The sequence below is a fragment of the Frondihabitans sp. PhB188 genome (assembly GCF_003752365.1).
Taxonomy (GTDB): domain Bacteria; phylum Actinomycetota; class Actinomycetes; order Actinomycetales; family Microbacteriaceae; genus Frondihabitans.
Map to the genome: position 1 here is coordinate 163,034 of NZ_RJUO01000001.1, position 12,292 is coordinate 175,325.

Annotated in this window: 11 protein-coding genes; 7 read left to right on the forward strand and 4 right to left on the reverse strand. The window is 71.4% G+C overall.

Annotated elements, in window-relative coordinates; translation table 11 throughout:
* Positions 1-3: 3 nt before the first annotated feature.
* Positions 4-486, reverse strand: coding sequence for a MarR family winged helix-turn-helix transcriptional regulator (locus tag EDF46_RS00760; protein WP_123504381.1), 483 nt, complete (start codon positions 484-486; stop codon positions 4-6).
* 62 nt (positions 487-548) lie between these two features.
* On the opposite strand from EDF46_RS00760, the gene EDF46_RS00765 reads away from it, so the two are divergent.
* Together EDF46_RS00765 and EDF46_RS00770 are read left to right on the forward strand one after the other, a co-directional pair.
* Positions 549-965: a hypothetical protein gene (locus EDF46_RS00765; RefSeq protein ID WP_148061110.1), complete on the forward strand. Its 417-nt coding sequence runs from the start codon at positions 549-551 to the stop codon at positions 963-965.
* Between the two features lie 49 nt (positions 966-1,014).
* Positions 1,015-2,331: an ABC transporter permease gene (locus tag EDF46_RS00770; RefSeq protein WP_123504383.1), complete on the forward strand. Its 1,317-nt coding sequence runs from the start codon at positions 1,015-1,017 to the stop codon at positions 2,329-2,331.
* Positions 2,332-2,730: 399 nt separating this feature from the next.
* Here EDF46_RS00770 and EDF46_RS00775 read toward each other — a convergent pair whose 3' ends face one another.
* Positions 2,731-4,008 carry an MFS transporter gene (locus EDF46_RS00775; RefSeq protein ID WP_233579733.1) on the reverse strand — a complete coding sequence of 426 codons (1,278 nt, stop codon included), beginning with the start codon at positions 4,006-4,008 and terminating at the stop codon, positions 2,731-2,733.
* A 176-nt stretch (positions 4,009-4,184) separates the two neighbouring features.
* On the opposite strand from EDF46_RS00775, the gene EDF46_RS00780 reads away from it, so the two are divergent.
* From EDF46_RS00780 to EDF46_RS00795, 4 genes are all read left to right on the forward strand, one after another.
* Positions 4,185-5,042: a LysR substrate-binding domain-containing protein gene (locus tag EDF46_RS00780; RefSeq protein ID WP_123505133.1), complete on the forward strand. Its 858-nt coding sequence runs from the start codon at positions 4,185-4,187 to the stop codon at positions 5,040-5,042.
* 10 nt (positions 5,043-5,052) lie between these two features.
* Positions 5,053-5,418 (forward strand): hypothetical protein, encoded by a 366-nt coding sequence (locus EDF46_RS00785; RefSeq protein WP_123505134.1) that lies wholly within the window; start codon positions 5,053-5,055, stop codon positions 5,416-5,418.
* A gap of 62 nt (positions 5,419-5,480) precedes the next feature.
* Positions 5,481-7,646: an alpha-galactosidase gene (locus EDF46_RS00790; RefSeq protein WP_123504385.1), complete on the forward strand. Its 2,166-nt coding sequence runs from the start codon at positions 5,481-5,483 to the stop codon at positions 7,644-7,646.
* Between the two features lie 79 nt (positions 7,647-7,725).
* Positions 7,726-9,171 carry an NCS2 family permease gene (locus tag EDF46_RS00795; protein ID WP_123504386.1) on the forward strand — a complete coding sequence of 482 codons (1,446 nt, stop codon included), beginning with the start codon at positions 7,726-7,728 and terminating at the stop codon, positions 9,169-9,171.
* A gap of 352 nt (positions 9,172-9,523) precedes the next feature.
* Here the strand turns inward: EDF46_RS00795 and EDF46_RS18615 are convergent, their stop codons facing one another.
* Complete coding sequence (locus EDF46_RS18615; protein ID WP_370454057.1) at positions 9,524-10,585, reverse strand: redoxin domain-containing protein; 1,062 nt, start codon at positions 10,583-10,585, stop codon at positions 9,524-9,526.
* A 21-nt stretch (positions 10,586-10,606) separates the two neighbouring features.
* Positions 10,607-11,284, reverse strand: a complete 678-nt coding sequence (locus tag EDF46_RS18620) for a cytochrome c biogenesis CcdA family protein (RefSeq protein ID WP_233579735.1) — start codon at positions 11,282-11,284, stop codon at positions 10,607-10,609.
* 101 nt (positions 11,285-11,385) lie between these two features.
* Between EDF46_RS18620 and EDF46_RS00805 the strand changes: the two genes are divergently transcribed.
* The gene (locus tag EDF46_RS00805) at positions 11,386-12,243 is read left to right on the forward strand and encodes an SDR family oxidoreductase (RefSeq protein ID WP_123504387.1); all 858 of its coding nucleotides are present in this window, start codon (positions 11,386-11,388) and stop codon (positions 12,241-12,243) included.
* The last annotated feature ends 49 nt before the right edge of the window (positions 12,244-12,292 follow it).

A 12,292-nucleotide genomic window follows, 5' to 3' on the forward strand; every position in this document is an offset into this window, starting at 1 on the left:
CAGTCAACTACCGGAGGCGAAGAGCTTCCCGTCGGGGTCGAGCCGGCCGAGCACCGCGTCGCTGATGGAGCGGAGCTGCACGACCTGCGCGGGCGTCAAGGCGTCGATGACCGAGTCGCGGACGTTAGCCACGTGGCCGGGCGCGGCGTGCACGACCTTCCGCCAGCCCGCGTCCGTGAGCGAGGCGTCGGTGGCGCGGCGGTCGTCGGCGCTGGGGCTGCGGGCCACGAGCCTCTGCTCTTCGAGGCGGGTCACGACCCGGGAGAGCCGGGGGAGCGTGGCGTTGGTGCGGGTCGCCAGCGCCGTCATGCGGAGCGTGCGGTCGGGTGCCTCGGACAGCATCGCCAGCACGAAGTAGTCGAAGTGGGTGAGCCGCTCGTCGCGCTGCAGCTGGGAGTCGAGGACGCCCGGGAGCAGCTCCAGGACGGCCGCGAACCGCACCCACGCCTCGCGCTCGTCGGAGGTGAGCCACCGGGTTTCCGTCATGGGCGAGATCCTAGCAATTGGTTGCTTCTACAAGTAAACGGACGGCGGCCTACGCTGGATGAATGGACGACCGGTTTCGCGTGGACGGCGTCGACCTCGGCGTCGACCTCCGGAGGTCGGTGGCCACCCTGGACGCCGACGGGTGCCTCGACGCGCGCGTGCTCGCCGGTGCTGTGCCCGGCGCTGTGGCGGAGTGGGCGACGGTGGCTCCGCAGATCCTGCTCGCGAGGGTCCCGGTATGGTTCGACGAGGCGGGGTTCGGGGCGACCATCGACCCCGCCTTCGTCGACGACCTGGAGCTCGACGAGGGGGAGGCCGTCTTCGCCCTGAGCTCGCGGTTCGACCTCGGCGGGCGCCTCACCGTGCACGCGGGCGACCGGCTGCGCTTCGTGGGCGAGGTGCAGACGCCGTGGTCGGAGTCGCCGTGGCGGCTCGACGTGTCGCTGGCCTTCGGCGGGCGCCGTCGCACGGCAGTCTGAGCGCCACCCGCCAAGACCGACACCTGTCGGGGATATCCTGCCTGAAGCCATGACAACTGCAGAAGACTCTCACAAGCACGTCGGCGACAAGCCCGGCGCCTGGACCCGCTACCGCAACTCGTACGAGAAGCTGCCGCCCGGGGTCCAGCTCATCGGGCTCCAGCTCTGGCTGCCGTTCTTCTTCGTGATCTGCTTCTGCTTCTTCTACGTGCTGGCGTTCCACGACCCGACGCCCAAAGACCTCCCGGTCGCGTTCGTCGGCTCGTCGAGCTCCGAGGTCGCGGATGCGTTCGCCAAGCAGACGGTCGGCGAGTTCGACGTCACCACCGTCGCGACGCTCGCCGAGGCCCGCGAGGGCGTGCGGTCGGGCGAGCTCGTCGCCGCCTTCGAGCCAGGCACGACCACCTCGACCCTGGTGGTCGCGAGCGCTGCGCAGTACCAGATCGCCACCCTCGCGAAGACGGCATTCACTCCGGTCGCGAGTCAGCTCGGCGGCACTCTCGCGGTAGACGACCTCGCACCCCTGCCCGCCGGCGACTCGTTCGGCACGGTGCTCTTCTACGTCACGCTCGTCTTCATGATCGCCGGCTACATGAGCGCGATGTTCGTCGGCCTGATGGGCGGCGCCCTGCGGCACCGGGTGCGCCTGGCCATCATCGCCGGCGTCGCCGTCGTGCTGCCGCTCATCGCCGTGGTGATCACGCACTCGATCATCGGTGCCGTGTCGGGCAACTTCTTCGAGATCTGGGGGATCGGCGCGCTCACGGTCTTCACCGTCGGTCTCGTGACCAACGGGCTCGCGTACTTCCTCGGCCGGTTCGTCGCCGCGGGCGCCCTTCTGATCTTCGTCTTCTTCACCGTCCCGGCCTCGGGTGGAGCCATCCCCGTGCAGCTCGTGCCGGAGTTCTTCCAGCACCTTCACCCCTTCGTCGCAGGAACGGGCACCATCGAGCTGCTGCGACGCGCCGAGTACGGCGTCGGCCCCGACGTGTGGAGCGCCTTCCGGATCTTCGCGGGGTACCTCGTGGCCGGAGCCCTGCTCACGATCTTCGGCAAGAAGCTGTTCACGCGCCGGATGCGCACGGCCGCCATCACCGGCAAGCGGCCGTCGATGCTCGCGACGGCGCAGGGTCTCGCCATCGCGGCCGGGCGCAAGGCGGCCGAGGAGGCCGCGAACAGCGCCCAGGGCGGCGGGGTCGGCACGGCGCCGTCGGACGGGGACGCGCGCGTCGACACGTCGTCGGTGCGGGTGCAGGCCGAGCGCGACGGTCAGCTGCACCGCGACCACCGCGACCACCGCGACGGCGGCGTCGGCGCGCCGAGCGGCGGCCCGAGCGCGTCGGCGGTGGCCTCGGCGAGCGAGTAGCTGCGGCGCGAGGTGGCCGTGGGCGTCGGCCCGCGCGGCGGGGCCTGACGGCGCGGGCCATTTCGCGGTGCGCGGCGGGTCCCGACGGCGCGGACCATCTCGCGGGGTGGCCGTGCGCGTCGGCCCGCGCGGCGGGGCCTGGCGGCGCGGGCCATCTCGCGAGGCGCGGCGGGAGCGACATCGCGGGCCATTTCGCGAAGTGGCCGTGGGCGTCGGCTCGCGCGGCGGGGCCCGACGGCGTGGGCCATCTCGCGGTGCGCGGCGGGGCGTGACGGCGCGGGCCATCTCGCGAGATGGCCGTGCGCGTCGGCCCGCGCGCCCGGGCCCGACGGCGCGGGCCATCTCGCGGGGCGCGGCGGAGCCTGACGGCGCGGGCCACCTCGCGGAGGGCGACGCCGCCTACGCCACGCGGTGGTCGATGCTCAGCACCGGCACGTGGTGGCGCACCCGCACGTGCAGCGCCAGGTGCCCGCGGCGCGCCAGCATCACGCCGGCGAAGACGGCCGCGAGCGCCGGCACCCCGCCCGACACCATCATGCCGACGTGCACGCCGAAGCTCTGGACGATCCAGCCCATCAGCGGCCCGCCGACGGCCTGACCACCGAGCAGCACGAGGATGTACAGCGACATCACGCGGCCGCGCACGCCGATGTTCGACGACATCTGCACGAGCGAGTTCGACGCGGTCTGGAACAGCAGCGCCGACATGCCGACGCCGATGAGCACGACGGCGAACGCGACGATGTTCGGCATGAGCCCGCCGGCCGCCTGGATGACCCCGGTGACGCCGACGCCGATGACGACGGTGCGGAGCCGCAGGTTGGCGCGCCGGGTCGACAGCAGCGCACCGGTGAGGGCGCCGACCGCGACCATGGAGTTGAACAGGCCGTAGCCGCCCGCGCCGACCTTGAACACGACGTCGGCGTACGAGGCGAGCAGCACCGGCATCGTGAGGCCGAACACGGCGAACACGGCGACCAGAAACACCGGCCAGATGATCGTCGGCTTGCCGACGGCGTAGGCGAGGCCGGCCTTGAGCGCGCCCTTCTGGCGCGGCGCGGGAGCGGTGCGGAACATCTCTCCGGCCCGGAGCAGCGACAGCATGCCGACCACGAGCAGGCAGGCCGCGCCGTTGATGACGAACGCCCAGCCGGCGCCGACCGCGAGCAGCAGGACCCCCGCGATAGCCGGGCCGATCATGCCGCCGAGCTGGAACACCGACGAGTTGACGCTGATCGCGTTGCGGAGGTTCTTCGGGCCGACGAGCTCGGTCACGATCACCTGGCGGGCGGGGTTGTCGATGACGGTGACGAGACCGGTGACGAAGGCGATGCCCCAGACCATCCAGGCCTCGACGACACCCGAGAGGGTCAGGGCCGCGAGGCCGATCGAGAGCACGGCGAAGACCGACTGCGTGATCATCATCAGCATGCGCTTCGAGACCCGGTCGACGAGCACGCCGCCGAGGAGGCCGAACATGATCATCGGGGCGAACTGCATGGCGACGGTGATGCCGACGGCGGTGGCGCTGCCGGTGAGCTCGAGCACGAGCCAGTCCTGAGCGACGCGCTGCATCCAGCCGGCGGTCATGGCGACCATGTTGCCGGCCGTCCAGACGCGGAAGTTGCGGACGGAGAGGGCGATGAAGGTGTGACGCCACGGCGGGCGCTCGGTCACGATCGTGAGCGGTTCGGTAGGGGGGAAGGCAGTCGACGTCGACGATGTCACAGAGAGGTTTCCAGAGGTCGTGGTGCGAGAGGGAAGATCTCCTTCCACGCTAGGTTCGTCGTTGTCATTCTGTTCCCCTATGGCCATAATCAAGGTCATTGGCTTTCGTAATGCGAGGAGACCGCGTGTACGACCCGACCCTGCTCCGCACCTTCCTCGTCGTCGCCGAGACGCACAGCTTCACGCAGGCCGCGCAGCGCCTGGCCATCAGCCAGCCGACGGTGAGCCAGCACGTCTCGAAGCTCGAGAAGGCGGCCGGCCGCGTGCTCGTCGCCCGCGACACCCGCGAGGTCGCGCTGACCGACAACGGCGACGCCATGGCCGGGTTCGCCCGTACGATCCTGGCCGCGCACGCGGCGGCGGAGAGCTACTTCTCGGGCTCGGCGATGCGGGGGCGGCTGAGGTTCGGCGCGGCGGACGACCTGGCTATCACGCAGCTGCCGCGGATCCTGCGCCACTTTCGCCAGCTCTACCCCCAGATCAACCTGGAGCTGACCGTCAACCAGTCGATGCCCCTGCGGCGGCGCCTCGCGTCGGGTCACCTCGACCTCATCTTCGTCAAGCAGAACGCGGGGGAGTTCGACACCGGCACGCGGGTGGCCGGCGACCCGATGGTGTGGATGGCGCAGGAGCGGATGCAGCTCGACCCCGACCAGCCGGTTCCGCTGATCACCTACCAGGGGCCCAGCCTCAGCCGGCAGATGGCGATCGACGCGCTGGAGGCCGCGGGCCGCACCTGGCGGATCACCTGCAACACGCGCGACGTGAACGGGATCCTGGCGGCGGTGCGCGCCGGCATCGGGGTGGCGGCGTTCCCGTACTCGCTGATCCCGTCCGACCTGGTGAAGGTGTCGGTGCGGTTCGCGCTGCCCGACCTGGGCGACGTCGACTACGTGCTGCAGGCGAATCCGTCGGCCGCGCGCGAGCCGGTCGAGGCCCTGACGAGCGCGATCCTGAGTCGCGGTGTCAGCCGGGCGGAGTGAGATCGTCGTCATGACCCGTCTCGCCGCATCCCTCGTCGCCCTGCTGGGCACGTCGGGCACCCTGCACTTCGCTCGCCCTCAGACCTTCGACGGAATCGTGCCGAGATCCCTGCCGGGCACCGCCCGCACCTGGACGCACCTGTCGGGCGCAGCCGAGCTGGTCTGCGCGGCGGCCCTCGCCATGCCGCGCACCCGGCGTCTCGGCGGGGTGCTGACGGCCGCGCTGTTCGTGGCGGTGTTTCCCGCGAACGTGACGATGGCCGTCGGCGCCCTCCGGAGCCCGCGCGCATCGAACCGGCGCAGGGCGATCGCCGTGGTGCGCCTGCCGCTGCAGGTTCCGCTCGTCGTCGCGGCTCTCCGCGCGGGTCGCTCGTAACGGAGTGTCAACGTCGCCATACTGGTGTTTCCGCTGATCGCGCCTCACCCCCTGGAGTTCCAATGCCGAAACTCGTCCACCTCCGTTCGTCCGGAGTCAGCCTGCTCGTCGACATCGCCGACGCCGCGCTGCCGGCGATCGTCCACTGGGGCGCCGACCTCGGCGAGCTGACCCGGGCCGACGCCGAGGCGCTCGTGCTGGCCAACGTCGAGGCGCGCACCGGCAACATCGTCGACGACCCGATCCGCCTGGCCCTGGTGCCCGAGCAGCACGTCGGCTGGGCGGGCAAGCCCGGCGTCGCCGGCAACCGCGACGACGGCTCGGCCTGGGCTCCCGCGTTCACCCCCGAGTCGTCCACCCTCGACGGCGTGGCCCTCGACGGCGCCGCGCTCGGCGTCTTCGTCGAGGTGGGGGCGGGGCTCCTGGTCGTCGAGGCCCGCGACACGGTCGCCGGCCTGCTGATCACCGTCGAGCTCGAGCTGCTCGCCTCCGGGCTCGTCCGCGCGCGGGCGACCCTCCTGAACGAGGCCCCTGGCCTGTACCGGGTGCAGGAACTGAACCTCGCCTTCCCCGTGCCACCCCGGGCGAAGGTGCTTCTCGACTTCGCGGGCCGCTGGGGCAAGGAGCGCGTGCCGCAGCGCAACGACTTCGCCGTCGGCATCCACGAGCGCGAGGGCCGCAAGGGGCGCACCGGCGCCGATGCGGCGACGGTGCTCAGCGCGGGCGTGCCCGGCTTCGGGTTCCGCCGCGGCGAGGTGTGGGGCGTGCACACGGCGTTCAGCGGCAACCACCGGCACTACGCCGAGCGCCTCTTCACCGGCGCCGCGGTCGTCGGCGGGGGAGAGTTCCTGCTTCCCGGTGAGATCAGGCTGGAGCAGGGCGGCGCCTACCGGTCGCCGTGGGTCTACGCGGCCTACGGCGACGGGCTCGACGATCAGGCGGCGCGGTTCCACCGCTGGCTGCGGTCGCGCGAGCAGCACCCGACGCGGCCGCGCCCGATGACCCTGAACGTGTGGGAGGCCGTCTACTTCGACCACGACCTCGGGCGCCTGACCGACCTCGCCGACCGCGCGGCCCAGGTCGGCGTCGAGCGGTACGTGCTCGACGACGGGTGGTTCCGCGGGAGGCGCGACGACACCCGCGGACTCGGCGACTGGTACGTCGACGAGGGCGTCTGGCCCGACGGGCTCGGGCCGCTGATCGATCACGTCAACGGCCTCGGCATGGAGTTCGGGCTGTGGTTCGAGCCCGAGATGATCAGCGAGGACAGCGACCTGGCGCGCGCCCACCCGGAGTGGATCCTGCAGACCGCAGACCGGCTGCCGGTGCGCGCCCGCAGCCAGCAGGTGCTGAACCTCGGGATCCCCGAGGCGTTCGACCACATCCTCGAGCGGATGTCGGCGCTGCTCGACGAGTACGCCATCGCCTACATCAAGTGGGACCACAACCGCGACCTGTTCGACGCGGGCACTCCTCCCGTCGGCGCGCCCGGCGTCCACGCGCAGACGCTCGCCGCCTACGCGCTGATGGACGAGCTGAAGCGCCGCCACCCGGGCCTCGAGATCGAGGCCTGCGCGTCGGGCGGCGGCCGCGTCGACCTCGGCGTCATCGAGCGCACCGACCGGGTCTGGGTCTCGGACTGCATCGACCCGCTCGAGCGCCAGGACATGAACCGCTGGAGCATGCAGCTGCTGCCGCCCGAGCTGCTCGGCTCGCACATCGGCTCGGGGGTCAGCCACACGACCGGGCGCGCGCACCCGCTGTCGTTCCGTGCCGGCACGGCGATCTTCGGCCACTTCGGCATCGAGTGGGACCTCCGCCAGGCGCAGGAACTCGAGATGGCCGAGCTGACCGAGTGGGTCGCGCTCTACAAGCGCTCGCGCGCCCTGATGCACACCGGCGTCGTCGTGCGCTCCGACACCGAGGACCCCACGCTGAACGTGTACGGCGCCGTGGCGGGCGACCGGTCGGAGGCCCTGTTCTTCGTCGCGTTCACGGGCACGTCGATCACGGCGCCGGCGGGGCGCTTCGTGCTGCCGGGCCTCGACCCGGCGGCGCGCTACCGCGTCGAGCCGATCCTGATCGGCGAGCCCGAGCCGGGCCTCCGGCCTCCGTCGTGGTGGCCCGGCGTCGACCTGCCGGGGGCTGCCCTCGCCTCGGCGGGCCTGCAGGCGCCGATGTCGTTCCCCGAGCGCGTCATCCCCCTCCGGGTCACGCGCCTCCCGTGACCGCGGCGGCCTCGGTCGTGTGAGGGTCCGGCCACGCCGTAGGCTTGCTGACGGCCATTCCTGAACCTGAGGAGAACCGATGGCGAACCGCGCTCTCTCGACGACCGTCGACACCTACTTCGAGATCACGAAGCGGGGGTCGACCTGGGGCAGGGAGGTCCGCGGCGGCCTCGTGACCTTCGTCACGATGGCCTACATCGTGATCCTGAACCCCTTGATCCTCGGCGGCTTCTCGGCCGATCAGGCGTCGAAGGACATCCTCGGCAACTGGCTGCAGAACGCCCAGGTCGGCGCCGTCACGGCCCTGACCGCCGGTGTGATGACCATCCTGTTCGGCGTCGTCGCCCGCATGCCGTTCGGCCTCGCGGCGGGCCTCGGCATCAACTCGTTCCTCGCGGTCAGCGTCGTGAAAGACGTCACCTGGCCCGAGGCGATGGGCCTCGTCGTGATCGAGGGCCTCGTGATCGTGATCCTCGCGGCCACGGGCCTCCGCACCATGATCTTCAAGGCCGTGCCCGCGGCCCTCAAGACGGCGATCACCGTCGGCATCGGCCTGTTCATCGCGTTTATCGGGCTGGTGGACGCGGGCTTCGTGCGGACGTCGGGGGAGGCATCGCCCCCGGTGCAGCTCGGCGATGCCGGGTCGATCCAGACGCTGCCGACGATCGTCTTCGTGATCGGCGTGATCGTCATCGGCGTGCTGATGGCCCGCAGGGTCAAGGCGGCGATCCTGATCGGCATCGTGGCGACGACGATCATCGCCATCATCCTCAACGCGATCTTCAAGGTCCCGGAGTCGCTCGGGACCAACCCGGCAGGCTGGAACCTCAACGCGCCCGTCCTGCCGACCGGTATCGTCTCTCTGCCCGACCTCTCGCTCGTCGGCCAGTTCGACCTCTTCGGCGCCTTCTCGCGCATCGGCGGCGTCGCCGCGACGATGCTCGTCTTCACCCTCGTCTTCACGAACTTCTTCGATGCGATGGGCACCATGACCGGCCTCGCCCGCCAGGCGGAGATCGCGGCCCCCGACGGCACGTTCCTGCGGCTCCGCTCGGCCCTCATCGTCGAGGGCGTGGGCGCCGTGGCCGGAGGCGCATCGTCGGGCTCGTCGAACACGGTGTTCGTCGAGTCGGCGGCCGGCATCGGCGAGGGCGCCCGCACGGGCCTCGCATCGGTCGTGACCGGCGTGCTCTTCCTGCTCGCGATGTTCCTGACGCCGCTGACCCAGGTGGTGCCGCTCGAGGTGGCCGCCGCGTCGCTCGTCGTCGTCGGCGCCCTGATGGTGTCGCAGATCCGGCTCATCGACTGGGGCGAGTTCTCCGTCGCGCTGCCGGTGTTCCTCACCGTCATCGTCATGCCGTTGACGTACTCCATCTCGAACGGCATCGGCGCGGGCTTCATCTCGTGGGTGCTGATCCGATCGCTGTCCGGCAAGGCACGCGAGATCAGCCCGCTGCTCTGGATCGTGGCCGTCGGATTCCTCGTCTACTTCGCTCGGGGGCCCATCCAGGCCTGGTTGGGCTAGCGCGGGGCGCGCGTCGCCCGGCCGGCGCGCCGGCGGCTTCGTGGCGCGAGGTGGCCGTGGTGGGCGCGGCCGCGTGGCGCGAGGTGGGCGTGGTGGGCGCGGCCGCGTGGCGCGAGGTGGCCGTGCGTGTCGTCGGGCCGGCGTCGCGCCGACGCGCAGGGCCATCTCGGGTCGGTCGCGCGGTGCGCCGGTGGGGCTGCACGCCGTGGTGGGCGCGGCCGCGTGGCGCGAGGTGGCCGTGCGTGTCGTCGGGCCGGCGTCGCGCCGACGCGCAGGGCCATCTCGCGGAGGCGACCGCGCCGGGCGGCGGGCGCCGGGCGGCGGGCGCCGAGCGGCTGGCGCCGCACGCCACCTACCCGAAGGTGAACGAGTAGGCGTCGAGACCCGGCGTGAGGTGGACCGTGATCATGCCCGTCTCCGCGGCCGACGACGACGCCACCGTGTAGATGTTCGGCGCCCCCGAAACGGCGATCGACTTGCCTCCGACGGTCAGCGTGCCCGTCCCACCGACGTCGAGGTAGACCTTCGACGCCGTGTAGCTGAGCGTGATCGTCGATCCGGACACGCTCGTCAGCTTCTCGGAGCCGGCCTTCCACCGCCCCCCGAGCGCGAACTCGTCGGCGGGCACGGTCGACGGCGTCGTGAAAGTCGCCGTGCCGTTCGCCAGGTCGCGGCTGCCCGCATAGTAGGTCGCCCGCTTCGTGCCGAGGTAGGTCTCGGGCGACTGCGACGAGTCGGTCGGCGTCGTGTCGGCCACATCGGTCGCCGGCGGCAGGGTCGCCGTCGGATCGGCCGCGGCGAGGAGCTGCCGGATCATGCCCTCGACGCCGGCATAGTCGCCCTCGCCGACCGACACGTGGCGGATGTCGCCCGACGCGTCGATCAGGTAGTCGGACGGCCACGACGTGTTCGCGTAAGCCGACCACGTCTTGTACCCGTTGTCCTGGGCGACGGGGTACGTGATTCCGAGGCGCTTCGCTCCGGCTTTGACGTTCGAGCCGACGTGCTCGAACGCGTACTCGGGGGTGTGCACGCCGAGCACGACGAAGTCGTCGGCCGAGTAGGTCTTCGACCACTGCTCCACGTGCGCGATCGCGCGCTGGCAGTTGATGCACGAGTACGCCCAGAAGTCGACGAGCACGACCTTGCCTCGGAGAGACGCCAGGGTGACGGGCTTGTCATCGGCCGTGTTGAACCAGCCGGTCAGGCCGGTGAGCGCCGGTGCGGCGCCGCAGTCGCGCAGCGTCTTGGCGACGGTGTATTGAGCCTCCCCCTGGCAGGTCGCGAGGCTGCCGTCGCCAGCGGAGACACCGGAGCCGCCCGAGACGCCGGTACTCCCGGACGACCCCGACCCCGACCCCGACCCGCTGGCGTCCTGCAGGGCCGACGAGACCCCGGAGCCGCCGCTCTGCAGCGACTGGTCGAGCGAGGCCGTTTAGTCGGGGATGGCCCGTTGGATCCCGTCGGTGGCGTTGAACGCGAGCGCGACGGCGAGGCCCAGCACGACCACGCCGGCGCCGACGCGGATGGCGCGCTGCCGCGTGCGGAACGCCTTGACCCGCTCGGCGACGCCACGGCCGGCGAGCGCGAAGATCAGGAGGGGCGTGGCGGTGCCGATCGCGAATGCGACGGTGAGCACGACGGTGTCGCCGCCGATCCTGCCGGTCGCCCCCGCCACCGTGATGGCGGCGAGCACGGGGCCCGCGCACGGCACGTAGACCGCGCCGAGGATGAGGCCGAGCAGGAACCCGCCGCGGTTGGTGCCGACCTGCCGCTGCGGCACCCACGAGAACGGCTTCTCGAGCAGGTGCTGGAAGCGCGGCACGATCATGCCGACGCCGAGCAGCACGAGGGCGGCGAGGCCGACCCACCGGATGATGTCCTGCGGCAGCGGCAGGGCGCTCAGCACGACGGAGCCCAGCAGCGTGAAGACGCTGAAGCTCAGAGCGAGACCCGCTACGACCAGGAACGGACGGCTGCCGACGTCGCGCATGTTCTCTCTCGCGCCCTGCGCGCCGCCAGACAGGAAGATGACCGGGAGCACCGGCAGGATGCAGGGCGAGATGCCGGTGATCAGACCACCGACGAGCCCCAGGAAGACGAGGGTAACCATCGTGTCGAGCGTACGGCCGGGGCGAGGTGACCACGGGCGTGGGTCGGAGTTCCTGCGCGATTCGTAAGATCTGTCGCTCTCACAGGGTGAGACGACGGCGGGTGCACGGCCGAACCGTTTGGTGTGATCAGTGGACTCCGCGAAGGGCGCGGAGGGTCGAGGAGGACCATCATGAGCACCGACGCCAGAAGACCGTCGTCGTCACCGGAGCAGCCCGCGGGATCGGAGAGGGCATCGCCCTCCGTCTTGCGAAAGACGGGCACCACGTCGTCGTCGCCGACCTCGGCGTGATGGAGAGCGACCTGCACCAGACCGCCAAGGCCATCAACGACGCGGGCGGCACGGCCACGGCCGTCGTCGCCGACGTCACGGACGAGGCCTCCGTCACCTCGCTGGTCGCCGCCGCCGCCGAAGCCGGAGACGGGCTCGACGCCTTCGTCGCGAACGCGGGCATCGCGCAGGTCGAGGCGCTGCTCGACTACGACCTCGCCGACTTCCAGAAGATCCTCGACGTCAACATCACCGGTGTCTTCCTGAGCTACCGCGCCGCCGCGAAGCAGTTCATCGCGCAGGGCACCCCGGGCAAGATCATCGGCGCCGCGTCGATCGTCGCGTTCCGGCCGTTCGCGTACCTCGGGCCGTACTCGGCGACGAAGTGGGCCGTCCGCGGCCTGACGCAGGCCGCCGCCATGGAGTGGGCGGAGTACGGCATCACCGTCAACGCCTACGGCCCCGGCATCGTCGGCACGGCGATGTGGGACCTCATCGACGAGAAGCTCGCCGCCCGCGACGGCCTGCAGAAGGGCGAGGCGCTGGCCGAGAACGCCAAGAGCATCCTGCTCGGCCGCGTCTCGGTGCCGAACGACGTGGCGCAGCTCGTGTCGTTCCTCGCCGGCCCCGACTCGGACTACATCACGGGGCAGACGATCCTGGTCGACGGCGGGATCCAGTTCTCGTAGCCGGACGCGGCCGAGACTCCAGCGTCGGCCGCGAGAAGCGACGTCGAAA

Bases quoted from the DNA above. Each gene is read 5' to 3' on its own strand.
- EDF46_RS00785 (WP_123505134.1), top strand. From the start codon at position 5,053: ATGACCCGTCTCGCCGCATCCCTCGTCGCCCTGCTGGGCACGTCGGGC.
- EDF46_RS00795 (WP_123504386.1), top strand. From the start codon at position 7,726: ATGGCGAACCGCGCTCTCTCGACGACCGTCGACACCTACTTCGAGATC.
- EDF46_RS00765 (WP_148061110.1), top strand. From the start codon at position 549: ATGGACGACCGGTTTCGCGTGGACGGCGTCGACCTCGGCGTCGACCTC.
- EDF46_RS00790 (WP_123504385.1), top strand. From the start codon at position 5,481: ATGCCGAAACTCGTCCACCTCCGTTCGTCCGGAGTCAGCCTGCTCGTC.
- EDF46_RS00770 (WP_123504383.1), top strand. From the start codon at position 1,015: ATGACAACTGCAGAAGACTCTCACAAGCACGTCGGCGACAAGCCCGGC.
- EDF46_RS18620 (WP_233579735.1), bottom strand. From the start codon at position 11,284: ATGGTTACCCTCGTCTTCCTGGGGCTCGTCGGTGGTCTGATCACCGGC.
- EDF46_RS00760 (WP_123504381.1), bottom strand. From the start codon at position 486: ATGACGGAAACCCGGTGGCTCACCTCCGACGAGCGCGAGGCGTGGGTG.